This window comes from Klebsiella sp. C349492 (assembly GCF_042055345.1).
Lineage (GTDB): Bacteria > Pseudomonadota > Gammaproteobacteria > Enterobacterales > Enterobacteriaceae > Klebsiella > Klebsiella scottii.
This window is the reverse complement of record NZ_JANQCE010000002.1, coordinates 290,259-312,739: the sequence shown is the minus strand read 5'-3', so window position 1 is coordinate 312,739 and position 22,481 is coordinate 290,259. Positions and strand designations below refer to the sequence as shown.

The 22,481-nt window shown below is 59.9% G+C and carries 21 protein-coding genes and 1 tRNA gene; 17 read left to right on the top strand and 5 right to left on the bottom strand.

What is annotated here, in order from left to right; genetic code table 11:
* Positions 1 to 192: 192 nt before the first annotated feature.
* The 8 genes from NWP14_RS09170 to NWP14_RS09135 all read left to right on the top strand — a co-directional run bounded on the left by NWP14_RS09170 (position 193) and on the right by NWP14_RS09135 (position 8,739).
* A complete protein-coding gene (locus NWP14_RS09170) occupies positions 193 to 576 on the top strand; it encodes a hypothetical protein (protein ID WP_095094601.1) in 384 nt (127 codons plus the stop codon).
* Positions 577 to 892: 316 nt separating this feature from the next.
* Positions 893 to 2,020, top strand: coding sequence for a transporter substrate-binding protein (locus NWP14_RS09165; protein WP_375215209.1), 1,128 nt, complete (start codon positions 893 to 895; stop codon positions 2,018 to 2,020).
* A complete protein-coding gene (locus NWP14_RS09160) occupies positions 2,017 to 2,610 on the top strand; it encodes an ANTAR domain-containing protein (RefSeq protein ID WP_346431966.1) in 594 nt (197 codons plus the stop codon). Before NWP14_RS09165 ends, NWP14_RS09160 begins: the two co-directional genes overlap by 4 nt.
* Entirely contained in the window at positions 2,607 to 3,455 is an 849-nt protein-coding gene (locus tag NWP14_RS09155; protein ID WP_095094595.1) for an ABC transporter permease, read from the top strand. Before NWP14_RS09160 ends, NWP14_RS09155 begins: the two co-directional genes overlap by 4 nt.
* On the top strand, positions 3,455 to 4,375 hold the full coding sequence (locus NWP14_RS09150; protein WP_095094593.1) for an ABC transporter permease: 921 nt from the start codon (positions 3,455 to 3,457) through the stop codon (positions 4,373 to 4,375). The genes NWP14_RS09155 and NWP14_RS09150 overlap by 1 nt, the downstream gene beginning before the upstream one ends.
* A 12-nt stretch (positions 4,376 to 4,387) precedes the next feature.
* Positions 4,388 to 5,992 carry an ABC transporter substrate-binding protein gene (locus NWP14_RS09145; RefSeq protein WP_331850675.1) on the top strand — a complete coding sequence of 535 codons (1,605 nt, stop codon included), beginning with the start codon at positions 4,388 to 4,390 and terminating at the stop codon, positions 5,990 to 5,992.
* 58 nt (positions 5,993 to 6,050) lie between these two features.
* Positions 6,051 to 6,998 carry an acetamidase/formamidase family protein gene (locus tag NWP14_RS09140; protein WP_331850676.1) on the top strand — a complete coding sequence of 316 codons (948 nt, stop codon included), beginning with the start codon at positions 6,051 to 6,053 and terminating at the stop codon, positions 6,996 to 6,998.
* 7 nt (positions 6,999 to 7,005) lie between these two features.
* The gene (locus tag NWP14_RS09135) at positions 7,006 to 8,739 is read left to right on the top strand and encodes an ABC transporter ATP-binding protein (protein ID WP_346431969.1); all 1,734 of its coding nucleotides are present in this window, start codon (positions 7,006 to 7,008) and stop codon (positions 8,737 to 8,739) included.
* Positions 8,740 to 9,120: 381 nt separating this feature from the next.
* Here NWP14_RS09135 and NWP14_RS09130 read toward each other — a convergent pair.
* Positions 9,121 to 9,197 (bottom strand) — tRNA-Arg (locus tag NWP14_RS09130).
* 353 nt (positions 9,198 to 9,550) lie between these two features.
* On the opposite strand from NWP14_RS09130, the gene folD reads away from it, so the two are divergent.
* Together folD and ybcJ are read left to right on the top strand one after the other, a co-directional pair.
* Positions 9,551 to 10,417 (top strand): bifunctional methylenetetrahydrofolate dehydrogenase/methenyltetrahydrofolate cyclohydrolase FolD, encoded by an 867-nt coding sequence (gene folD / locus NWP14_RS09125; protein WP_041144398.1) that lies wholly within the window; start codon positions 9,551 to 9,553, stop codon positions 10,415 to 10,417.
* Position 10,418: 1 nt separating this feature from the next.
* Positions 10,419 to 10,631, top strand: a complete 213-nt coding sequence (gene ybcJ / locus NWP14_RS09120; protein WP_095094561.1) for a ribosome-associated protein YbcJ — start codon at positions 10,419 to 10,421, stop codon at positions 10,629 to 10,631.
* 121 nt (positions 10,632 to 10,752) lie between these two features.
* Here ybcJ and cysS read toward each other — a convergent pair whose 3' ends face one another.
* Positions 10,753 to 12,138, bottom strand: coding sequence for a cysteine--tRNA ligase (gene cysS / locus NWP14_RS09115; RefSeq protein WP_375215208.1), 1,386 nt, complete (start codon positions 12,136 to 12,138; stop codon positions 10,753 to 10,755).
* A gap of 173 nt (positions 12,139 to 12,311) precedes the next feature.
* Between cysS and ppiB the strand changes: the two genes are divergently transcribed.
* The 5 genes from ppiB to mnmH all read left to right on the top strand — a co-directional run bounded on the left by ppiB (position 12,312) and on the right by mnmH (position 16,413).
* On the top strand, positions 12,312 to 12,806 hold the full coding sequence (gene ppiB / locus NWP14_RS09110; RefSeq protein ID WP_095094557.1) for a peptidylprolyl isomerase B: 495 nt from the start codon (positions 12,312 to 12,314) through the stop codon (positions 12,804 to 12,806).
* Between the two features lie 3 nt (positions 12,807 to 12,809).
* Complete coding sequence (lpxH, locus tag NWP14_RS09105; protein ID WP_095094555.1) at positions 12,810 to 13,532, top strand: UDP-2,3-diacylglucosamine diphosphatase; 723 nt, start codon at positions 12,810 to 12,812, stop codon at positions 13,530 to 13,532.
* A gap of 119 nt (positions 13,533 to 13,651) precedes the next feature.
* Complete coding sequence (purE, locus tag NWP14_RS09100; protein ID WP_095094553.1) at positions 13,652 to 14,161, top strand: 5-(carboxyamino)imidazole ribonucleotide mutase; 510 nt, start codon at positions 13,652 to 13,654, stop codon at positions 14,159 to 14,161.
* Positions 14,158 to 15,225: a 5-(carboxyamino)imidazole ribonucleotide synthase gene (gene purK, locus NWP14_RS09095; RefSeq protein WP_346431971.1), complete on the top strand. Its 1,068-nt coding sequence runs from the start codon at positions 14,158 to 14,160 to the stop codon at positions 15,223 to 15,225. The genes purE and purK overlap by 4 nt, the downstream gene beginning before the upstream one ends.
* 111 nt (positions 15,226 to 15,336) lie before the next feature.
* Positions 15,337 to 16,413, top strand: a complete 1,077-nt coding sequence (gene mnmH / locus NWP14_RS09090; RefSeq protein WP_375215207.1) for a tRNA 2-selenouridine(34) synthase MnmH — start codon at positions 15,337 to 15,339, stop codon at positions 16,411 to 16,413.
* 60 nt (positions 16,414 to 16,473) lie between these two features.
* On the opposite strand, the gene NWP14_RS09085 is transcribed toward mnmH, so the two are convergent.
* The 3 genes from NWP14_RS09085 to ybbA form a co-directional block, all read right to left on the bottom strand.
* Positions 16,474 to 17,619, bottom strand: coding sequence for a porin (locus NWP14_RS09085; protein WP_375215206.1), 1,146 nt, complete (start codon positions 17,617 to 17,619; stop codon positions 16,474 to 16,476).
* Positions 17,620 to 17,953: 334 nt separating this feature from the next.
* Positions 17,954 to 20,368: a putative ABC transporter permease subunit YbbP gene (ybbP, locus tag NWP14_RS09080; protein ID WP_375215205.1), complete on the bottom strand. Its 2,415-nt coding sequence runs from the start codon at positions 20,366 to 20,368 to the stop codon at positions 17,954 to 17,956.
* Positions 20,365 to 21,051, bottom strand: coding sequence for a putative ABC transporter ATP-binding protein YbbA (gene ybbA / locus NWP14_RS09075; protein WP_041144387.1), 687 nt, complete (start codon positions 21,049 to 21,051; stop codon positions 20,365 to 20,367). The genes ybbP and ybbA overlap by 4 nt, the downstream gene beginning before the upstream one ends.
* On the opposite strand from ybbA, the gene tesA reads away from it, so the two are divergent.
* On the top strand, positions 21,019 to 21,645 hold the full coding sequence (gene tesA, locus NWP14_RS09070; protein WP_095094542.1) for a multifunctional acyl-CoA thioesterase I/protease I/lysophospholipase L1: 627 nt from the start codon (positions 21,019 to 21,021) through the stop codon (positions 21,643 to 21,645). The two genes, ybbA and tesA, sit on opposite strands and share 33 nt — an antisense overlap.
* On the top strand, positions 21,635 to 22,444 hold the full coding sequence (locus tag NWP14_RS09065) for an SDR family oxidoreductase (RefSeq protein ID WP_375215204.1): 810 nt from the start codon (positions 21,635 to 21,637) through the stop codon (positions 22,442 to 22,444). The genes tesA and NWP14_RS09065 overlap by 11 nt, the downstream gene beginning before the upstream one ends.
* Positions 22,445 to 22,481: the final 37 nt, after the last annotated feature.

The window sequence follows — 22,481 nt, the reverse complement described above, 5'->3', positions numbered from 1 at the left end:
ACTATCGGCAATGCTGCCGGGGGAGCGTTCTGTTTACCGATCGTTCTTTGAAAAAGTTTGGACGGATCGGGCCGATCGCTATACTGATGCATCAATAGATTGAACCATCCAGATCTTTGCCAGCTGCATAGTGCAGACCCGGCATAAATACGCGATGGCTGAAGTGAAAAAACTTTCACAGGGAGATGGATAATGATGAGAAAACTAGCGTATAGCTTACTGATGATATTATGTGGGGCCGTTTTGACGATTTCCGCCATTTTCGTGATGATGGCGTTTTCTCGGGTTTTCCCAGCCAGCGATGAATTTCAACAATCCTGTCGAAAGTTTGATGCTGAAGAGATAAAAACAAAATTCATTCAGTCGTGGTTCAGGATGGCGGCAAAGGACGATCGTCTGGAAAAGATGGGGTTATCTAAGGTGGCATTCATTACAACGCCCTCCTTTTCAGACAACGCCTGGTCCGGGAAATTATTGGTCATTGGCGAAAAGAGTCGATACTCAGCGTACGTCATTCTTAACTGTCACAACGGTTATTATGATTACACAGACCTCTCCGAGGGTGAGGACGAATAAGCATTATCCCTGCCCTCTGGGCTAAAGCTAGCAGCCATATCCCGCAATATTGATCGAGAGATCTTCCTGTTCCATGCAGTAGAACCCTGCACTATGCTGGGGAATCTGCATCCTCGTAGTGCAATGCCGCCAAATCAAAAATTCTAACCTGATGATCTCGCAGAACTTTAAAGATGGCATGAATTTTTCATGCCGGTTATATACAAGCCGGGGCAACCCTTAAGCCTTGTTCCCATTAAATATCGACAGGTAATGAAGCCTGATTGTCCTGCTAAGGACGATCGGGCTTTTTTTATTGAGGCGGAGAGCAAAGCACGTGCAAACCATTGATATCGGCATTCTGCTGTCAACGGAAGGGACCTATAGCCATATGGCGAACAGCGCGCTGTCCGGCGCGCGCCATGCGCTGGCGGAAATCAATGCCGATCCCGCTTCCCCATTTCAGCTCCGGGCCCGGCATATCAACCCGGCGGGCGAGCTGGCGGCCTACGGCGAAGCGGTGAGCGACTTTATCGATCGCGGCATCCGCCATATTTTCGGCACCATAACCTCCGCCAGCCGTAAGGAGATAATCCCTGACCTGGAGCAGCATAACCTGCTGCTGTGGTACGGCTGTCCTTACGAAGGGTTCGAGAGCTGCGAGCAGGTGGTGTATCTCGGTGGCTGCCCGAACCAGACCCTGCTGCCGCTGCTGCGGCTGGCGCTGGATACGTTCGGAACCCGCGCCTGGCTGACCGGCTCCAACTACGTCTGGGGCTGGGAGAGCAACCGCATCGCCCGCGAAGTGGTGGAAGCCTCCGGCGGCACGGTGGCGGGTGAAAAATATCTGCACCTGAGAAACAGCAGCGTAACGGAGCTGGTCGAGGCGATTCTCAGCACAGATGTCGATTTTGTGCTCAACAACCTGGTGGGCGAAACCTCTTACGCTTTTCTGCGCGCACTGGACGCGGCCTGTGTTCGCGAGCGGCGGACGCTAGCAGTGCTCAGCTGTAACTTTACCGAAGCGGAAGTCGATGAGGTTGCCCCGCTGCGGGCGGTGCGCCTGCTCTCCTGCGGCCCGTTTTTTGAAAGCGTCGACCCCGACTTTTGCGCGCGGCAGCGCCTGCTGCACGGCGCGCAGCGCATCTCCCACTACTACATCGGCGCCTGGCGGGCGGTAAGGCTGTTTGCCGACAGCCTGCGTCAGGCCGGAGACAGCCAGCCGGAAGCGGTGCTGGCGGCGCTGTATCGCCAGCATGACGCGCGGTCGCCTGGCGCTCGCTCGGTGCTGGCGCAAAACAACCACGCCTGCCTGCCCTGCCATATCGCCGAGCTGCAGCAAACCCGCTTTCAACTGCTGCATAGCGAACCGCAGCCGGTGATGCCCGACCCCTATCTTTCTGCGACCGACCTGCGCCACGGTCGGACGGTTTCGGCCAGACCTGCCCTGAGGATTGTGAAATGAAAACGCTACTGTCCCCGGATTTTGATGCTCAGCCGCTCCTGCTGGTGGATTGTGAAGCGAGGAGCCGTGAAGCGCTGGAAAAGAATCTCACGCGGATGGGCATTCGCTGGCATCACCTGACGGCGGATGAGGCCGCGCCGCCGCTTACCCCCTGCGCGGTGCTGGTGGAGCTGGAGGCGTTCGCCAGCCCGCTGACCCTGCAACAGGTCAATCTGGCGGGGATACCGGTGATTGCGCTGACCTCGCACGAGGGGCTTTCCCAGGTACAGCGCGCGCTGGAGCTGGGAGCCACGGCAATCCTCGCCAAACCCATTACCCAGCGGGCCATCTATACCACCCTGATGATGGCGGTAGGGCTGCGTCAGCAGCTGAATGACGGCCGGCAGCAGCAGGCGCTGCTGCGCCAGCGTCTGGCGGCGATGCCGCAGATTACCCGGGCGCTGGCGGCCCTGATGATGGCGGAAAATATTGATGAACAACAGGCCTGGGTTCGCCTGCGCACGGAATCGATGCGCACCAACCAGCCGGTGGCGCAGGTGGCGCAGCAGTGGTTGCTGCGGATGGCGCCCGGCGAACGGGGGGCGCAATGAGCCGGATGGGGTATCTCCTGCGGCGGCCCGCGCTGCTGCTCTCGCTGCTGTTTATTCTGCTGGTGGTGCTGGCCGCGCTGTTCGCCCCCTGGCTCACGCCCTTCGATCCCAATGAACAGTTTGTCGAGGGGCTGAGCCTTGAGGGCGCCCCGCTCCCGCCCAACGCAACTTACTGGCTGGGAACCGATCTGCTGGGGCGCGATCTGTTCTCGCGGCTGATTTACGGCGCGAGAACTTCGCTGCTGATCGGCGTGGTCGCCAACGGTATTGCGGTACTGACTGGCGTACTGGTGGGGCTGAGCGCCGGTTATATGCAGGGGCGTATCGGAGGGCTGCTGATGCGCTTTACCGATCTGATGATGGCGTTTCCGGCGCTGCTGCTGGCGATTGCGCTGGCGGCGATTTTCCAGCCCAGCGTCTGGATCGTGGCGATGGTGATCGCCATGGTGAACTGGGTGCAGATCGCCCGGGTTATCTACGCCGAAACCAGCGCCCTCAGCGCCCGCGACTTTATCGCCGTGGAACGTACCCTGGGGGCCGGAACCTTACGCATTCTCGGCGTGCATCTAATTCCGCATCTGGTGCCTACGGTACTGGTCTGGGCCACCCTGGGCATCTCCACCACGGTACTGCTGGAGGCCACCCTCTCGTTTCTCGGGGTGGGGGTACAGCCGCCGACCGCGAGCTGGGGCAATATCATCTTTGAAAGCCAGACCTGGTTCACCTCGGCCCCGTGGCTGGTGTTCTTTCCCGGTGCGGCGATCGTGCTGCTGTCGCTCGCTTTCAATATCGCCGGCGACGCCCTGCGCGACGCCCTCGACCCTGGTTTAAAACGGAGAAGCTGATGCTGTTTCTGGGAAAACGTCTGTTGCATGCCGGGCTGATCCTGCTTGGCGTCACGCTGATCTGCTACCTGCTGCTGTTTATGCTGCCCGCCGATCCGGCACGCCAAATCGCCGGACGCAGCGCCACGCCGGAAGTGGTCGAAAACATCCGTCATCAGCTGGGGCTGGATCTGCCGTTTTATCAGCAATATTTGCGCTATCTGAACGGGCTGCTGCACGGCGATCTGGGTCGCTCGTTTATTCAGCGCAGCGAAGTGAGCGAACTGATTTCCGCCCGTATCGGGCCTTCGCTGCAGCTGATGGCGGCGGGGATTTTCTGCGAGCTGGTGCTGGGGATCGCTCTCGGCACCCTGGCGGCGCTAAAGCGCGGCGGGCTGGCGGACCGGCTGCTGATGGCGCTCTCCTTTATCGGCGTCTCGGCACCGCAGTTCATCGCCGCGATGCTGTTTCTCTATCTTTTCGCCGTGGTGCTCAACTGGTTCCCGATGGGGGGCTACGGCGGCTTCAGCCATCTGGCGCTGCCGGCGCTCACCCTCGGCCTGCTCGGCAGCGGCTGGTACTCGCGCATGCTGCGCTCATCGATGATTGAAGTGCTGCACCAGGATTTTATCCGCACCGCGCGGGCAAAAGGGCTCGGCAGAACCCGCGTGCTGCTGCGCCACGTGCTGCCAAATGCCGTGCTGCCGCTGATTCCGATGATCGGCATTGATATCGGCATATTTATGGGCGGGCTGGTGGTGGTCGAGTCGGTCTTTGGCTGGCCAGGCATCGGTCAGCTGGCCTGGCAGGCGATTCAACAGGTGGATATTCCGGTTATTGTCGGGGTCACCACCGTCTCAGCGGTTGCCATTGTTGGCGGCAACCTTATTGCGGATCTGGTGCTGCCGTGGGTCGATCCGCGCATTGATGTCAAAAAGTAGCAGGGGAAAATGATGAAAAAAGCGTTACTGACAATGGCGGTGGCCGCAGCCTGTTTCTCTTATGGCGCGCAGGCTGACGAGAAGACCGGCGGCGATATCGTGGTGACATACCAGAACGACGTGGCGACTCTGGATCCGGCCATTGGCTATGACTGGCAAAACTGGTCGATGATCAAAAGCCTGTTCGACGGCCTGATGGACTACCGCCCCGGCACCACCGAGCTGGTGAACGATCTGGCGGAAAGCTACGCCGTTTCCGACGATGGCAAGGTCTACACCTTTGTGCTGCGCAAAGGGGTGAAATTCCACAACGGCCGCGAGGTCACGGCGGCGGACGTGAAATATTCGCTGGAGCGTACCGTCAACCCGAAAACCCAGAGCCCGGGCGCCGGATTCTTCAGCCCCATCGCGGGCTATGACGAAGAGGCCAGCGGTAAAGCCACAACCCTGAGCGGCATCGAGGTCGTGGACGATCATACCGTAAAGATCACCCTGAAAGAGCCCAACGCCACCTTCCTGCACGTGCTGGCGCTGAACTTCGCCTCGGTGGTGCCGCATGAGGAGGTGGCGAAATGGGGCCCGGACTTCGGCAAGCATCCGGTCGGCAGCGGCGCGTTTGAGCTGCAGGAGTGGAAGCTGGGCCAGGAGCTGATTTTCCGCAAGAACCCGAACTACTTTAAAGCCGGCGTGCCGCGGCTGGATCGCATTAAGTTTGAAATAGGCCAGGATCCCTCGGTCGCCCTGCTGCGGCTGGAAAAAGGCGAAGTGGATATCGCCGGCGACGGCGTGCCGCCCGCGCAGTTTCTGGCGTTTAAAAACAACCCGGCCTATAAGGGCCTGATGGTCACCGGCGACCAGCTGCAGACCGGCTACGTGACGATGAAAACCACGCTGCCCCCCTTCGATAACCTCAAGGTTCGCCAGGCGGTGAACATGGCGGTCAACAAAGACCGCATCGTGCGCATCATCAACGGACGCGCGGCGCCGGCCAATCAGCCGCTGCCGCCCGCTATGCCCGGCTACGACAAGGCTTATCAGGGTTTCAGCTACGATCCGGAAAAAGCGAAGCAGCTGCTCAGCGAAGCGGGCTTTCCCAACGGTTTTGCGACCGAACTGTACGTGATGAATACCGATCCGCAGCCGCGAATTGCCCAGTCCATCCAGCAGGATCTGGCTAAAGTGGGCATTCGCGCCAGCATCAAATCCCTGGCCCAGGCGAACGTGATTGCGGCGGGCGGTTCCGCTAGCCAGGCGCCGATGGTCTGGTCCGGCGGCATGGCGTGGATCGCCGACTTTCCGGACCCCTCCAACTTCTATGGCCCGATCCTAGGCTGCGCGGGGGCGGTAGAGGGCGGATGGAACTGGGCGCGTTACTGTAACAAGGCGCTGGACGCACAGGCGGCCGCGGCGGACAACATGGTGAAACCTGACCAGCAGGCCGCGCGTATTGAAGCCTGGCGCAAAATCTTTACCACGGCGATGAGCGACGCGCCCTGGGTGCCGGTATTCAACGAGAAGCGTTACACCGTGCACTCCGCGCGTATGGGCGGCGAGGATGCCCTCTATGTGGATCCGGTCCATGTACCGGTCAACTACGACTATATCGGGCTGAAATAATCTGCCGGCATCGTGCCGCGTTTACCGGGACGGTGCCGCTGCTTAAAGGGGATTCAAGATGTGCCAAAATTGTCTGGTGAAGACCATTCATCATACGCAACACCATTTCGGCTGGGACAACAGCCTGAGCCCGGCGCTGCGCGTGGCTTCCGGCAGCCAGCTGGAGTTTCACTGCCTGGATGCCGCTAACGGCTGGTTCAGCGCCGGCTCAACCGCAGCGGATATCCCGACGCTGCCTTTTGATAAGCTCAACCCGGTCAGCGGGCCGGTCTATGTGGAGGGCGCCCGGCCGGGCGATGCGCTGAAGGTCACGCTGGAATCATTTCATCCCAGCGGCTTCGGCTGGACCGCCAATATCCCGGGCTTCGGCCTGCTGGCCGATGCGTTTCCCGAGCCGGCGCTGACGCTCTGGCAGTATGACAGACAGAACTTATCCCCCTGCGCCTTTGGCCGCTATGGCCGCGTGCCGCTGAAGCCCTTCGCCGGCACCATCGGCGTCGCCCCCGCCGCCGCCGGCCATCATTCGGTGGTGCCGCCGCGCCGCGTCGGCGGCAATCTGGATATTCGCGATTTGGCCGCCGGCTGCACGCTATGGCTGCCGGTGGAAGTAGAAGGCGCGCTGTTTTCAATTGGCGACACCCACGCCGCACAGGGCGATGGCGAAGTCTGCGGCACGGCGATCGAAAGCGCCATGGATGTGGTGGTAAAGCTGGAGGTGGTTAAGGATATGCCGCTGAAAACGCCGCGTTTTACCACCCCAGGTCCGGTGACCCGTCATCTGGATCGGCAAGGCTACAGCGCCTTCACCGGCATTGGCCCGGATCTGATGACCGCCGCCCGCGACGCGGTAAGCTACACCATCGATGCCCTGTGCCGCGAACAGGGAATGTCGGCAGAAGAGGCCTATATGCTCTGTTCCGTGTGCGGCGATCTGCGCATCAGCGAAATCGTCGATCGGCCTAACTGGGTGGTGTCGTTCTATTTTCCCAACAGCGTGTTTAATTAGGAGCGTTATGTCAGCAGCCATGTTCCCGGCGCCACTACTCTCGGTGGAGCGCCTGTCGATCCAGTTTGGTACACAGCGGGTGGTGGATGACGTCAGCTTTGCGCTCTGGCCAGGAAAAACCCTGTGCATCGCCGGCGAGTCGGGCAGCGGTAAGTCGCTGACCTCGCTGGCGATCATGGGACTGCTTCCTGAGGAGGCGCATATTCCTGGCGGCGCCGTGATTTTTGCTGATCAGGATCTGCTCAGCTTGCCGGAGCGGCAAATGCAGCAGCTGCGCGGCAAAGCGGTCGCCATGATTTTTCAGGAGCCGATGACCTCGCTCAACCCGCTGATGACGGTAGGCCAGCAGCTGGAAGAGACCCTGCAACGGCACGAAGCGCTGGGCCGCCGCGAGCGGCGCGGGCGGATCGGCGCGATGCTGGACGCGGTCAAAATCGGCCAGGTGGAGAAGCGCCTGCAGCAGTATCCGCACGAGCTTTCCGGCGGCATGCGCCAGCGGGTGATGATCGCCATGGCGATGCTGTGTCAACCGCAGGTGCTGATTGCAGATGAGCCGACGACGGCCCTTGATGTCACTATTCAGGCGCAAATTCTCGATTTGATGCGCGAGCTGCAGCAGGAGTTTTCCACCAGCCTGCTGCTGATCACCCACGATATGGGGGTGGTAGCGGAAATGGCCGATGACGTGCTGGTCATGAATCACGGCAAAATCGTGGAGCAGTCCCCGGTAAAAACGCTGTTTACCGCGCCGCAGGCGCCCTATACCCGCCAGCTGCTGCAGGCGGTGCCGGTGCTGGGCCAGGCGCCCGCGCTGGCGCCGGTTGAACAGACCCAACCGCTGCTCAGCGTCCGCGACCTCTGCGTACGCTTTCCGGTACGCGGCGACGGCCTGCGCGTGCGCCGCGAAGTTCATGCCGTAGATGGCGTCAGCTTCGATCTTTTCCCCGGCGAAACGCTGGGCATCGTCGGGGAAAGCGGCTGCGGTAAATCAACGACGGCGAAGGCGTTGATGAATATGGTGCCGTTTAGCGGCAGCGCGCAGCTCAGCGGGCAGGAGATGCACGGCCTGCAGGGTGAGGCGTTAAGAGCGATACGGCGTGATTTGCAGATGGTGTTTCAGGATCCCTCTGCGGCGCTCAATCCGCGCAAAACCATTTTCGATCTGATGGGGGAACCGCTGCTGATTCATGAGCAGATGCCTGTGGCACAGCGCACGGAGCGGGTGGCGCAGCTGTTGCAGCAGGTAGGCCTGCCTGCTGACGCGATGCGGCGGTATCCGCACCAGTTTTCCGGCGGCCAGCGCCAGCGCATCTGCATCGCGCGCGCCCTGGCGCTGAACCCTAAAGTGATTATCGCCGATGAATCGGTCTCGGCGCTGGATGTGTCGGTACAGGCGCAGGTGCTGACGCTGCTGGAGGATTTGCGCCAGCGCTACCAGCTCAGCTATCTGTTTATTTCCCATGATATGGCGGTAGTGGAACGCATTTGCCACCGGGTGGCGGTGATGTTTGGCGGCCAGATCGTGGAGATCGGCCCGCGCGATCGGGTACTGCACCATCCGCAGCATCCTTATACCAGACACCTGCTCAGCGCCGTTCCTATGCCGGACGTGCAGCGCAAGCGCGAACCCCGCGTCGCCAGCGCAATACCGGAGCGCCCTGACCCCATCAAACCCCTGGGCTGGCAGAGCGTCCGGCAGCGCTTTACTGATTTTGGCGGCGGACACCTCGCCGCCTGCTGATCGACGAAAGCGTTAAGCCGTCGGGTTTTCCGCCGGTGATTCAGACGAGGCAACAACGCCTTTTCTGCCGGGTTGCGGTTCCCGGACCCAGCGCATCTGCTGCCTCTCCCTGCGGCCCTGACCAGCCTCCAGGACGTACCGTTCTGGCGGCTGAGGACGCTGTCCGCAATGACCTGGAGGATTTATCTTTAAGTTTAGATATATCGACCCGGCGGGATGGTAGCCCCATTTTGGGGTATCTCATTTCATTGAGCCGGAATCTACCCCACATGAATGGCGATTTCAGTAGACGATAGCAGGCGTTGAGGTAATGGGATATTGGCGAATGCCGCGCGTATGCTGGATTTAGTAGACTTCAGGAGACGTTAAGAGAAGTGATAATGGTACGCCCTACAGGGCTCGAACCTGTGACCTACGGCTTAGAAGGCCGTTGCTCTATCCAACTGAGCTAAGGGCGCACTGAGAAGCGGGAGCTTCATGATGTGCAATCGCCGGGAATTATACGGTGCACGCCTGATGAGTCAATGCATTTTGCCATCAAACTGTTTTCTGTAGGTCACTTGTCTACTTATGCGACAGGCGATGCCTAAGGATTATCCAATCCTCGCGGTCATTTCCCAGCATAACATCGGCTTAAATGCGTGCTGGTCCGCCATTTATTCATCTTAAACCCGCCTCAACGATATGGTTTATCGTCCCCCCTCGCGCCGAAAAGCGATAAAAAATCAAACGAGGACTGACAGGGAGGCTGGCTTCTGACAAAATATCCGCATCCCCCTTTCGTTAAGATACAGATGGAATCCTCTCTCTGATGGCAGCAAAAATTATTGACGGTAAAACGATTGCGCAGCAGGTGCGCTCTGAAGTCGCGGAAAAAGTGAAGGCGCGCACTGCGGCCGGAAAACGCGCTCCAGGGTTAGCCGTCGTGCTGGTTGGCAGCAACCCGGCATCGCAGATTTATGTCGGCAGCAAGCGCAAAGCGTGTGAAGAGGTGGGGTTCATCTCCCGCTCATACGATCTTCCGGAAACCACCAGCGAAGCGGAGCTCCTGGAGCTTATCGATACGCTGAATGCCGATTCGGCTATCGACGGTATCCTGGTGCAGCTGCCGCTGCCTGCCGGGATCGATAATGTGAAAGTACTGGAACGCATTGCGCCGGACAAAGACGTCGATGGTTTCCATCCCTACAACGTCGGCCGCCTGTGCCAGCGCGCTCCGCGTCTGCGCCCGTGCACGCCGCGCGGTATTGTGACGCTGCTTGAGCGCTACAACATCGATACCTACGGCCTGAACGCGGTGGTGATCGGCGCCTCTAACATCGTCGGCCGCCCGATGAGCATGGAGCTGCTGCTGGCAGGCTGCACCACCACCGTTACCCACCGCTTTACCAAAAACCTGCGCCAGCACGTCGAAAATGCCGATCTGCTGATCGTCGCGGTCGGTAAACCGGGCTTTATTCCGGGAGAATGGATTAAAGAAGGCGCGATTGTGGTCGATGTCGGCATTAACCGCCTGGAAAGCGGCAAAGTGGTTGGCGATGTGGTCTATGAAGATGCCGCCGCGCGCGCGTCATACATCACGCCAGTCCCTGGCGGCGTCGGCCCGATGACCGTTGCCACCCTAATTCAGAACACGCTGCAGGCGTGCGAAGAGTATCACGACATTCAGGAGGCCTAAGATGGCGACTTTTTCTCTGGGTAAACACCCGCACGTTGAGCTGTGCGATCTGCTGAAGCTGGAAGGCTGGAGCGAAAGCGGCGCGCAGGCAAAAATCGTCATTGCCGACGGTCTGGTTAAAGTCGACGGGGCGGTTGAAACCCGCAAGCGCTGCAAGATCGTTGCCGGCCAGACGGTGAGCTTTGAAGGCCAGAGCGTAACCATCACCGCCTGATTGCCGTCGCTGAATAAAAAAATGCCGGGCCCCTGAAGGTCCGGCATTTTTATTTCGCTTAATTTATTTCGCGCAAGGCTCTGACATCCCCGGACGCCTCGCCCGGGGTACGGCTCCAGGCCTACTTGCGGCGCCAGGTGGTGCCCTGAGCGCCATCTTCCAGCACGATCCCCATCTCGTTGAGACGGTCACGCGCGGCGTCCGCTGCGGCCCAGTCCTTCGCTTTACGCGCATCGAGACGCTGCTGAATCAGCGCTTCAATCTCAGCCACTTCGCCGTCGTCCGCCTGCGCCCCGCTCTGCAGGAACACGTCCGGCTCCTGCTCCAGCAGGCCCAGCACGCCGGAGAGCTTACGCATATGCGCCGCCAGCGCGTTCGCCGCCTGCGCATCTTCGGTTTTCAGACGGTTCACTTCGCGCGCCATATCGAACAGCACCGAATAGGCTTCCGGGGTGTTGAAATCATCGTCCATCGCTTCCACAAAGCGCGCTTCAAACGCCTCGCCGCCTGCCGGGGCTACGCTGCTGTCGGTACCGCGCAGCGCGGTGTACAGCCGCTCCAGCGCAGAACGCGCCTGCTTCAGGTTCTCTTCGCTGTAGTTCAGTTGGCTACGATAGTGGCCGGACATCAGGAAGTAGCGGATGGTTTCGGCATCGTAGAACTTCAGCACATCGCGCACGGTAAAGAAGTTGCCCAGCGATTTCGACATCTTTTCGCGGTCAATCATCACCATGCCGGAGTGCATCCAGTAGTTCACGTATTCACCGTCGTGCGCGCAGGTAGACTGCGCGATCTCGTTTTCGTGGTGCGGGAACATCAGATCCGAACCGCCGCCGTGAATATCAAAATGGTTGCCCAGCTGTTTGCAGTTCATCGCCGAACATTCGATGTGCCAGCCCGGACGCCCTGCGCCCCACGGAGACGGCCAGCTCGGCTCACCCTCTTTCGACATCTTCCACAGCACGAAGTCCATCGGGTTACGCTTGACGTCAACCACGTCAACGCGAGCGCCCGCCTGCAGTTGCTCCAGATCCTGGCGCGACAGCTGACCGTAGTTCGGATCGGTCGGAACCGAGAACATCACGTCGCCGTTATCCGCCACGTAGGCGTGCTCGCGGGCGATCAACTGCCCGGTGATTTCAATAATTTCCGCAATATGATGCGTCGCGCGCGGCTCAAGGTCCGGGCGCAGAATATTCAGCGCATCAAAATCTTGGTGCATTTCGCCAATCATGCGATCGACCAGCGCCACGAAGCTTTCGCCGTTCTCATTCGCACGCTTAATGATTTTGTCGTCAATATCGGTAATGTTGCGCACATACTTCAGCTTATAGCCGAGGAAGCGCAGGTAGCGAGCCACCACGTCAAAAGAGACAAAAGTACGGCCGTGACCGATGTGACAGAGATCGTAAACGGTGATACCACACACGTACATGCCAACTTCCCCGGCATGAATAGGTTTAAACTCTTCTTTTTGGCGCGTCAGTGTATTAAAAATTTTTAACATCGAAGATTCCGTGTAAACGTGTGTAGTGATAAGCCGCGTATTCTAACCTGAATTCAACCCCGAAGCAGCACACAATGCAAGGTGATCCAACCCCGCGGTTATGCTATAACAGCCCACTATGTCACGCCCAACCTTGGGTTCAAGCACCACAATCATCGGAACAGGATGCAAAAATGGTTACTTTCCACACTAATCATGGCGATATCGTAATCAAAACCTTTGACGAAAAAGCGCCGGAAACAGTTAAAAACTTCCTGGACTACTGCCGCGAAGGTTTCTACAACAACACCATTTTCCACCGTGTTATCAACGGCTTTATGATCCAGGGCGGCGGTTTTGAGCCGGGCATGGAGCAGAAAACAACCAAGTCTCCGATCCAGAACGAAGCTAACAACGGTCTGAAAAACACCCGCGGTACTCTGGCGATGGCCCGTACTCAGGCGCCGCACTCCGCCACCGCGCAGTTCTTCATCAACGTGGCTGATAACGACTTCCTGAACTTCTCTGGTGAAAACCTGCAGGGTTGGGGCTACTGCGTATTTGCTGAAGTCGTTGAAGGCATGGACGTGGTAGACAAAATCAAAGCGGTTTCTACCGGCCGCAGCGGCATGCATCAGGATGTGCCGAAAGAAGATGTGGTGATCAAAAGCGTCAGCGTCAGCGAATAATTCGTGGCGACACTTTTTATTGCAGACCTGCATCTGCAAACCGAAGAACCGGCGATCGTCGCCGGTTTTCTCCGCTTTTTACGCGGCCAGGCCCGCGAGGCGGACGCGCTCTATATCCTCGGCGACCTGTTTGAAGCCTGGATCGGCGATGACGATCCTAACCCGCTGCATCAGGAAATCGCCGCCGCGCTCAGCGCATTGACCCGCTCCGGCGTCCCCTGCTTTTTCGTTCACGGCAACCGCGATTTTCTTATCGGCCAGCGCTTTGCCCGCGCCTGCGGTATGACGCTGCTGACGGAAGAGAACGTGCTCGATCTCTACGGCCGCCGCGTTTTAATTATGCATGGCGACACGCTCTGCACCGACGATGCCGGCTATCTGGCGTTTCGCGCTAAGGTGCATACGCCGTGGATCCAACGTCTTTTCCTTGCCCTGCCGCTGTTTATTCGCCGCCGTATCGCCGCTAAAATGCGCGCCAACAGCACCGCAGCCAACAGCAGTAAGTCGATGGAGATTATGGATGTTAACCAACAGGCGGTAGTGGCGACCCTGGAAAAGCATCGCGTACAGTGGCTGATCCACGGTCATACCCATCGCCCGGCCATCCACCAAATGGAGGCTAACGGCATGCCGGCTTTTCGCGTGGTCCTCGGCGCGTGGCACAGCGAAGGTTCGATGGTCAAAGTCACCAAAGACGACGTTGAACTGATCCCTTTCCCGTTTTAATTATCGCGCTATTTTCCGCCGACATCAGCCTACGCAACCGTTTTCCTCGCCCGTATATCGTGTTATTCTCTGTGGCCTCTAAAGCAGTGTGAAGCACACCCACAGGAGTTTTAAGACGCATGTCTTCCCGCAATAATTCGGCGCGTATCGCCATCGTGATGGGGTCCAAAAGCGACTGGGCTACCATGCAGTTTACCGCAGAAATCCTTGATGCCCTGAACGTTCCGTACCATGTTGAAGTGGTCTCCGCGCACCGTACTCCCGATAAGCTGTTCAGCTTCGCCGAAGGCGCGGAAAGCAACGGCTATCAGGTGATTATTGCCGGCGCGGGCGGCGCGGCGCATCTGCCGGGCATGATTGCGGCGAAAACGCTGGTCCCGGTCTTAGGCGTGCCGGTACAGAGCGCAGCGCTGAGCGGCGTTGACAGCCTCTACTCCATCGTCCAGATGCCGCGCGGGATCCCGGTCGGCACCCTGGCTATCGGCAAAGCCGGCGCCGCCAACGCCGCGCTGCTGGCGGCGCAGATCCTGGCGGTGCACGACGCCGAACTGCACCAGCGCCTGAGCGCATGGCGCCAGGCGCAAACCGATGAAGTGCTGGATAATCCGGACCCACGGGGTGCGGCATGAAGCAGGTTTGTATCCTCGGCAACGGCCAGCTCGGCCGCATGCTGCGCCAGGCCGGAGAGCCGCTGGGTATCGCGGTCTGGCCGGTTGGCCTTGAGGCCGATCCTGAAGCGGTGCCGTTTCAGCAAAGCGTCATCACCGCTGAAATCGAGCGCTGGCCGGAAACGGCCCTCACCCGCGAACTGGCGCGTCACCCGGCGTTTGTTAACCGCGACGTGTTTCCCATTATTGCCGATCGCCTGACGCAAAAGCAGCTGTTCGACAGGCTGGACCTGGCCACCGCGCCGTGGCAGCTGCTGGCGGATAAAAACCAGTGGCCGGAGATTTTCGCGACCCTGGGCGAGCTGGCTATCGTTAAACGCCGCGTGGGCGGCTACGACGGGCGCGGCCAGTGGCGTCTGCGTGAGAACGACTGCGCGCAGCTGCCCGACGATAACTACGGCGAATGCATCGTCGAACGGGGAATTAACTTCTCCGGCGAAGTGTCGCTGGTTGGCGCCCGCGCTCAGGATGGCAGCACGGTGTTCTATCCGCTGACCCGCAATCTGCATCAGGACGGGATTCTGCGCACCAGCGTGGCCTTCCCGCAGGCCAATGCTCGCCAGCAGGATCAGGCCGAAGGCATGCTGTCCGCCATTATGGAAGAGCTGAAATACGTCGGCGTCATGGCGATGGAGTGCTTCGTCACCGCCGATGGTCTGCTGATCAACGAGCTGGCCCCGCGCGTGCACAACAGCGGCCACTGGACGCAGAACGGCGCCTCCATCAGCCAGTTTGAGCTGCATCTGCGGGCCATTACCGACCTGCCGCTGCCGCCGCCGGTGGTCAACAGCCCGTCGGTGATGATCAACCTGATCGGCACCGATCTCAATTACGACTGGCTGAAGCTGCCGCTGGTGCACCTGCACTGGTATGACAAAGAGGTTCGTCCGGGCCGCAAAGTGGGCCACCTGAACCTCACCGACAGCGATACCGACCGCCTGAGCGCCACGCTCGAAGCGTTAAAGCCGCTGCTGCCGCCGGAGTACGCCAGCGGTATTTTCTGGGCGCAGTCACAGCTTAACTAAGCCTTTCGTGCCGGGGGAAGCGCGTTATTCCTTCCCCGGCACGCCTTCAGGCGCGTAGAATCCCTCCTTCGCTTTACAGAAAATCTCGGTTTCACTGCAAAAGGAAGACCCATGAATAATGGGACGGATTACCGCGCAATTCTCGCCGCGGATACCCCACTCATTGACGTACGCGCCCCGGTTGAATTCAGCCAAAGCGCTCTCCCCGCAGCGCTCAACCTGCCGCTGATGGACGATGAAGAACGCGCCGCCGTCGGCACCTGCTATAAACGTCAGGGGGCAGAAGCCGCCCTGGCGCTCGGCCATCGCCTGGTCAATGGCGACATTCGCGCCCAACGCATGCGGGCGTGGCGTGAAGCCTGCTTACGCAATCCTCAGGGCTATCTTTGCTGCGCCCGCGGCGGCCAGCGCTCGCACATTGTTCAGCAGTGGCTGCGCGAATCGGGCGTCGATTATCCGCTGATCGTCGGCGGCTATAAGGCGCTGCGCCAGGCCGCCATCCAGCTGACGCAGGAGCTGGTCCAGCGCTCGATAGTGCTTATCGGCGGCTGCACCGGCAACGGTAAAACTCAGCTGGTCGGCGCGCGGCCCGACGGAATCGACCTCGAAGGGCTCGCCCACCATCGCGGCTCATCGTTCGGGCGGACGCTGCGCGACCAGCATGCTCAGGCAACGTTTGAAAACCACCTCGCGGTCGCAATGCTGAAAAAAGCGGCCAGCCAGCGCCGCTGGGTGCTGGAGGATGAAGGGCATATGATAGGCGCCAACCATCTGCCGGAATGCCTGCGCGAGCGCATGGCGCAATCGCCGCTGGCGGTGGTGGAGGACCCGTTTGACGTCCGCCTGGCGCGCCTGCGGGAGGAGTATTTTGACCGGATGCACCGCGACTTTATAGCCGCGTACGGCGAAGATCGGGGCTGGCAGGAGTACAGCGCGTATCTGCACCACGGCCTGTTTGCTATCCGCCGTCGCCTGGGGCTCCAGCGTTTTGCTCAGCTCACCGCCCTGCTTGATGACGCGCTGGCTGAACAGCTGCGTACGGCGAGCACCGATGCGCATTTTGCGTGGCTTGTTCCGCTATTGAAAGAGTACTACGACCCAATGTATCGCTATCAGCTGGGTAAAAAGGCAGAGAAGATTATCTTTCGCGGAACCTGGCAGGACGTCGCCTCCTGGCTGGCGCGGTAGCCCGCGTAAACGCAGCGCAAGCCGGGATTTTCGGCATCGCGCTGCGCGGGAGGTCGCGGTTTAGAAGTCGTAGCGCAGACGCACCAGGTTCATATCGCCCAGGTTGTCGGTGCTCGAAGTAAAGACGTGTTCGTAATCAACGCGGAAGCCATAATCCAGCTGGAAGCTGATCCCCAGACCGTTATCAATGCGCTGGTAGTTACGTCCGTTCACGTATTCCAGGCGGTCGCCCATAAAGTACGGCTGAACGGATTTAAGCGCGTACTGGCCAACCGGGATTTTATAGCCCGCAAAGTACTCAATACCCCAGGCATCGCCGGCGAAGTAGTTATTCACATCGGCTTTTTTGGTGGTCAGGAAGTTCTGATACCAGCCGCCGCCGAAGGAGAAGGTCCAGTTATCCGGCGTCCAGCTTAGGGCGGTACCGAGGATATTTTGGTCATAGGTTTTATTCTCAGCGCTGGACGGATCGCGCATTTCGGCACGCGTATAGTTCCACGCCGTACCCCAGGTCAGGTTCTTCATGATGTGATAATCCACGCCAACGGAGCCCCCGCCTTTACGCTTATAGCGCAGGCCATTCCCCGGCAGATACTCATTATCTTCAAACAGATAAGAAGCATAAAGATCGACGTCGCCGGCAGATTTCTTATACTTGAGCATATTGCGCGAGCGGTAAGAACCATCGTAATCGCCGTTGATCCCGTTACCCGGCGCCTGGGCGATCATGTCGTAATCCCAAATATCCGTCTTGGCGCCGACCACATCGTAATAAATACTGTTTTGCTGACCGTAGGTTAGCGTCCCCCAGGTGTCGCTCTTCAGCCCGGTATACAGCATACGGCGAGAGGTGTTATTAGCGCCTTCCGCATAGTGATTATCCCAGTCGAACAGCGCCGGAATATTGACCCCCAGTTCGTAATAGCTGATCCAGCTAATATCATCAAACAGATAATAATCAGCGGCGAAGCGGAAACGGGTACCGCCGTCGAAACCGTTACGCTTATAGGAGCCTTTATCGCCATCGCCGGACATCATGTTGAACTGCGGACGAATACTTCCGCCGACGGTGAAGTTCAGGCGGCTTAACGGGTCGCCGGCCTGCGGATCTTGTTTCAGCAGCGTAATCTCAGCCTGGGAAGCAAAAGAAGTCACTGCCAGTACTGCGCCGATCGTCATCGCCAGCGCTTTTATTTTATGTGCCATGCTTTTTCCTTGAGTAATAAGCAACCTTATATTTGCAAGGTGAATATTAACCGTGATTACCAACTCCGTGTTGTCGCTTTTTTACGCTTTCGTGCTCTTAAAAATCAGTGACTTATCATTTTGTGCCGTTAAAAGAAAGCCGCCGCGAATTTCATCAAACCGTCATGCAAATGCACTACCTCCGTCGCGCCGCCGCCACGCTTTCAGGGGCGCGCTTTGCCGTCGCAGAGCAATGAATGAACCGCTAACCGCGCGTCAGGCTTAAACGGAACGCAGTAAAAAGCCCGGGGCGTTGGTACTCAACCCCGGGCCTGCAGATGCCAAGCGCGCTGAATTACTGGCTAAACTGGCGGAACAGCGCTTTGCCTTTTAACAAACGCAGCCCCAGCCAGCCGCCGCACAGGGAGAGCAGCAGCGCCCCGCAGAGCGGCAGCATCACCCACAATCGCCAGTCCGGAGACCAGGGGAAATCAAAGACTTTGGTTTGCAGCATCGCCAGCGCCACCTCAGCCCCTATCGCCGCCACGATCCCGGACACCACGCCCAGCAGGGCAAACTCCGCCCATAGCGTGGTGCGCAGCAGCGACTTTCCGGCCCCCAGCGTGCGCCAGACCACCAGCTCCTGATAGCGCTGGCGCATCCCGACCTGAACCTGCGCCAGCAGCAGTAAAATACCGCAGGCGGTCACCAGCACCACCATCACTTCCAGCGCGCGGCTGACCTGAGTCAGTACCTGACCCACCTGACGCAGAATGGCGCCAATATCCAGCAGGCTGACGGTCGGGAATTCGCGGTTCAGCTGCGTCAACATGCCGCTGCCGTTATCCCAGCGGAAGCTGGTCAGCCAGCTCTGCGGCTGTCCGTCGAGCGCGCCCGGCGGGAAGATAAAGAAGAAGTTTGGCCGCAGGCTCTCCCAGTCAACTTTGCGCACGCTGGTCACCTTAGCGCTGAAGTCCTGGGTATCGCCGGTAAAGGTGACGCTATCGCCGAGCTTAACCCCCAGGCGCTGCGCCAGCCCCTCCTCGATCGACACTTCACCCGCTTTTGGCGGCCAGGCGCCGGCCACCAGCGGATTATGATCCGGCCTGTCGTCGCTCCAGGTCAGGTTCAGCTCGCGATTCAGCGCTTCGTCCTTATTGCCCTCCATCGCCTGAGCGTTAATCTGCGTCAGGCGCGCGCGGACGATGGGGTAAAACTCCGTCGCCGCCGTCTGGTTCCCGGCGAGGAAAGCTTTTACCGGCGCGACCTGATCCGGGGCAATATTAATCAGGAAGTAGTTGGGGCTTTCCGGCGGCAGCTGCTGCTGCCAGCGATCCAGCAGATCGCCGCGCAGCACCAGCAGCAGGGCGAGCAGCATAAACGACAGCGAGAACGCCGCCAGCTGGCTTAGCGTCGACCACGGCTGGCGCAGTAGCCGGTTGACCGCCAGGCGCAGCGGCAGCGCCTTCAGCGTCACCCGCTTCAGCAGCCACAGCAGCCCCCATCCCAGCAGGCCGCACAGCAGCGCCAGCACCACCGCGCCGGCCAGTACCGCCCACAGCAGCGGGCTGCCGCCCATCAGCCACGCCAGCAGGATAACCACCACCGCGCACACCAGCGGAATATAGACCTTCAGCGGCCAGACGTTAGCCACCACGTCCTGACGAAGTACCCGCAGCGGCAGCGTCGCCAGCAGCAGCCGATAGGGCCGCAGGCCCACCAGCAGCGAAATCACCACCATCGCGCCAATCGCCCACAGCCACGGCCAGAGGCTGGCGGCCGGCAGCGCGCCCGGGAGAACCGGTTTCAGCATCACCAGCAGGATCGTCTCCAGCCCCATCCCCATCGCGCCGCCGGCAATCGCCGCCAGCGCCAGCAGCATCAGCCACTGCCCGACGATCAGCTTGCGCAGCTGCGCCCGCCCGGCACCTAAGGTTTTAAGGATCGCCACCAGATCGTAACGGCTGCGGCAGTAGTGGCTCATGGCTACCGCCACCGCCGCCACCGCCAGCAGGAGCGTGAGCAGCGCCGAAAGCAGTAAGAACTGCTGCGAGCGTTCGAGCGATTTACCCAGCGCGCTGTCATCCTGTTCCAGGCCAATCCAGCGGTGTTCCGCCCCCAGCTTTGGCAACAGCCACCGCTCATACTCCGCCAGCTGCGGCGCGGTTCCGGCGAACTTATAGCGCCAGGAGACGCGGCTGCCGGGCTGCACCGCCCCGGTCTTTGCCACATCGGCAGTGTTCATCATCAGCCGCGGCGCCATCTGAAAAGGATTGAACCCGGCGTCCGGCTCCTGAATCACTTCGCCGGCAATGCGCAGCGTGGCGTCGCCGACATCAATGGTATCGCCGGTTTTTAAATTCAGCAGCGCCATTAATCGCGGGGCCAGCAGCACGCTGCCCGCCTGCGGTTTTAAGCCCGGCGGCTGGGTTTCCAGCTGACCGTAAAGGGGATAGGTGTCGTCAACCGCCTTGACGTCGGCCAGCTGCGGCGTATCGCCGGCAAAGGTCATGGTGGCGAAGCTGAGCTGCTCGCCGACCGTTAATCCCAGCCGACGCGCCTGCGCGAGCCAGTCGGCGGGGACCTCGCGCGAGCTGCGCAGCGTCCGGTCCCCGGCCATAAATTCACGGCTCTGCTGGCTCAGCCCCTTTTCCATGCGATCGCTTATCGACCCCAGCGCCAGCACGCAGGCCACCGCCAGGCTCAGCGCCAGCCAGACGATCAGCAGCGATGGCGATCGCCATTCGCGCCAGAACCAGCGGGCAATCATGCTTCCTCCCGCAGCTGACCATCAACCAGCCGCAGCCGCCGGTCGCAGCGCGCCGCCAACAGCGGATCGTGCGTCACCAGGATCAGCGTCGTACCGTGTTCGCGATTGAGCGAAAACAGCAGGTCGGCAATTTTATCCCCGGTCTGCCGATCGAGGTTGCCGGTCGGCTCATCGGCAAACAGCAGCTCCGGACGCCCGTTGAAGGCGCGGGCCAGCGCCACCCGCTGCTGCTCGCCGCCGGAAAGCTGCGCCGGCAGATGGTTCAGGCGTTTACCCAGCCCCAGCTGCTCCAGCAGCGCCCTGGCGCTGCCCCGACTCTGGCTGTCGCTCTCGCCGCGCAGCAGCGCCGGAAGCTCGACGTTTTCCAGCGCATTGAGGGTCGGGATCAGCATAAAGGACTGAAAAACAAAGCCGATGTGCTTCGCGCGCAGCTGCGCCCTCGCCTCTTCGTCCATGCGGTGCAGCGGCTGCCCGAGTAAAGAGACTTCACCGCCGCTGCCGTCGTCCAGCCCGGCAAGGATCGCCAGCAGCGTGGATTTGCCGGAACCCGACTCGCCAATCAGGGCGATGGTCTGCGCCGGTTTGACAACCAGCTCAACTCCGGTGAGGATGGAAAGCTGATGCTCTCCCTGACCGACGGACTTCTTAAGATGATGAACTTCAAGTATGTTTTCCGCTGGCATTTGCCTTTCCTGTTTCTGGTCCTGTTTACCTGCCGCGCGATGGCGGCGGACACGCTGTTAGTTCTCGGCGACAGTCTGAGCGCCGGCTATCGAATGGCGGCCAACGCCGCGTGGCCTGCGCTACTTAACGATAAGTGGCAGGCAAAAACGCCGGTAGTTAACGCCAGCATCAGCGGCGACACGTCGCAGCAGGGGCTGGCGCGTCTGCCGGCGTTGCTTAAACAGCATCAACCGCGCTGGGTGCTGGTCGAACTGGGCGGCAATGACGGACTGCGCGGCTTCCCGCCGCAGCAAACGGAGCAGACTCTGCGCACCGTTTTGCAGGATATCAAAGCGGCGAATGCCCAGCCGCTGCTGATGCAAATTCGCCTGCCCGCCAACTATGGGCGTCGTTATAATGAAGCCTTTAGCGCAATGTATCCCGCACTGGCCAAAGAGTTTGATATTCCTCTGTTACCCTTTTTTATGGAAGAGGTCTATCTGAAGCCACAGTGGATGCAGGATGATGGAATCCACCCCAACCGCGACGCCCAGCCGTTTATTGCCGACTGGATGGCGACGCGGCTGGCTCCCTTAGTTAATCATGACTCCTGATCCTCAGGGGTTGTTTGCAGGTAAAGTTATGCAAAAAACGGTTTTAGTTACAGGATGTTCCAGCGGTATTGGCCTTGAAAGCGCGCTCGATCTGAAACGTCAGGGCTTTAACGTTCTGGCCGCCTGCCGCAAGGCTGACGACGTTGCGCGGATGCAGGAACTCGGACTGACCGGTATTTTGCTGGATCTCGACGATCCGCTGAGCGTGGAGCGCGCTGCGGCAGAGGTTATCGCCCTGACCGAGAATCGGCTGTATGGCCTGTTTAATAACGCCGGTTACGGCGTCTATGGCCCGCTGAACGCCGTTAGCCGCCAGCAGATGGAGCAGCAGTTTTCCGCCAACTTTTTTGGCGCCCACCAGCTCACCATGCTGCTGCTTCCGGCTATGGAGCCGCACGGCGAGGGCCGTATCGTGATGACCTCCTCGGTCATGGGGATCATCTCCAGCCCCGGTCGCGGCGCCTATGCCGCCAGCAAATACGCGCTGGAAGCCTGGTCCGACGCCCTGCGCATGGAGCTGCGCTATAGCGGCATTAAGGTCAGCCTGATTGAGCCGGGGCCGATTCGCACCCGCTTTACGAGCAACGTCAATCAAACCCGGAGCGATAAGCCGGTGGAAAACCCCGGTATCGCTGCGCGCTTTACCCTCGGGCCGGAGGCGGTGGTGGAAAAAGTGCGCCATGCTTTCGTTAGCGATAAACCCAGGCTGCGCTATCCGGTGACCTTAGTCACGCACGCGGTGGCCCTGCTCAAACGCCTGTTGCCAACGCGGATGATGGACAAAATTATCCAGGGCTGAGTTGAAGCTCCGGCCGTCGCCCCCATGTATACAAAAA

Coding starts and splice junctions, on each gene's coding strand:
- NWP14_RS09170 (WP_095094601.1), top strand. CDS start 193: ATGATGAGAAAACTAGCGTATAGCTTACTGATGATATTATGTGGGGCC.
- NWP14_RS09160 (WP_346431966.1), top strand. CDS start 2,017: ATGAAAACGCTACTGTCCCCGGATTTTGATGCTCAGCCGCTCCTGCTG.
- NWP14_RS09155 (WP_095094595.1), top strand. CDS start 2,607: ATGAGCCGGATGGGGTATCTCCTGCGGCGGCCCGCGCTGCTGCTCTCG.
- NWP14_RS09150 (WP_095094593.1), top strand. CDS start 3,455: ATGCTGTTTCTGGGAAAACGTCTGTTGCATGCCGGGCTGATCCTGCTT.
- NWP14_RS09145 (WP_331850675.1), top strand. CDS start 4,388: ATGAAAAAAGCGTTACTGACAATGGCGGTGGCCGCAGCCTGTTTCTCT.
- NWP14_RS09140 (WP_331850676.1), top strand. CDS start 6,051: ATGTGCCAAAATTGTCTGGTGAAGACCATTCATCATACGCAACACCAT.
- NWP14_RS09135 (WP_346431969.1), top strand. CDS start 7,006: ATGTCAGCAGCCATGTTCCCGGCGCCACTACTCTCGGTGGAGCGCCTG.
- folD (WP_041144398.1), top strand. CDS start 9,551: ATGGCAGCAAAAATTATTGACGGTAAAACGATTGCGCAGCAGGTGCGC.
- ybcJ (WP_095094561.1), top strand. CDS start 10,419: ATGGCGACTTTTTCTCTGGGTAAACACCCGCACGTTGAGCTGTGCGAT.
- cysS (WP_375215208.1), bottom strand. CDS start 12,138: ATGTTAAAAATTTTTAATACACTGACGCGCCAAAAAGAAGAGTTTAAA.
- ppiB (WP_095094557.1), top strand. CDS start 12,312: ATGGTTACTTTCCACACTAATCATGGCGATATCGTAATCAAAACCTTT.
- purE (WP_095094553.1), top strand. CDS start 13,652: ATGTCTTCCCGCAATAATTCGGCGCGTATCGCCATCGTGATGGGGTCC.
- purK (WP_346431971.1), top strand. CDS start 14,158: ATGAAGCAGGTTTGTATCCTCGGCAACGGCCAGCTCGGCCGCATGCTG.
- mnmH (WP_375215207.1), top strand. CDS start 15,337: ATGAATAATGGGACGGATTACCGCGCAATTCTCGCCGCGGATACCCCA.
- NWP14_RS09085 (WP_375215206.1), bottom strand. CDS start 17,619: ATGGCACATAAAATAAAAGCGCTGGCGATGACGATCGGCGCAGTACTG.
- ybbP (WP_375215205.1), bottom strand. CDS start 20,368: ATGATTGCCCGCTGGTTCTGGCGCGAATGGCGATCGCCATCGCTGCTG.
- tesA (WP_095094542.1), top strand. CDS start 21,019: ATGATGAACTTCAAGTATGTTTTCCGCTGGCATTTGCCTTTCCTGTTT.
- ybbA (WP_041144387.1), bottom strand. CDS start 21,051: ATGCCAGCGGAAAACATACTTGAAGTTCATCATCTTAAGAAGTCCGTC.
- NWP14_RS09065 (WP_375215204.1), top strand. CDS start 21,635: ATGACTCCTGATCCTCAGGGGTTGTTTGCAGGTAAAGTTATGCAAAAA.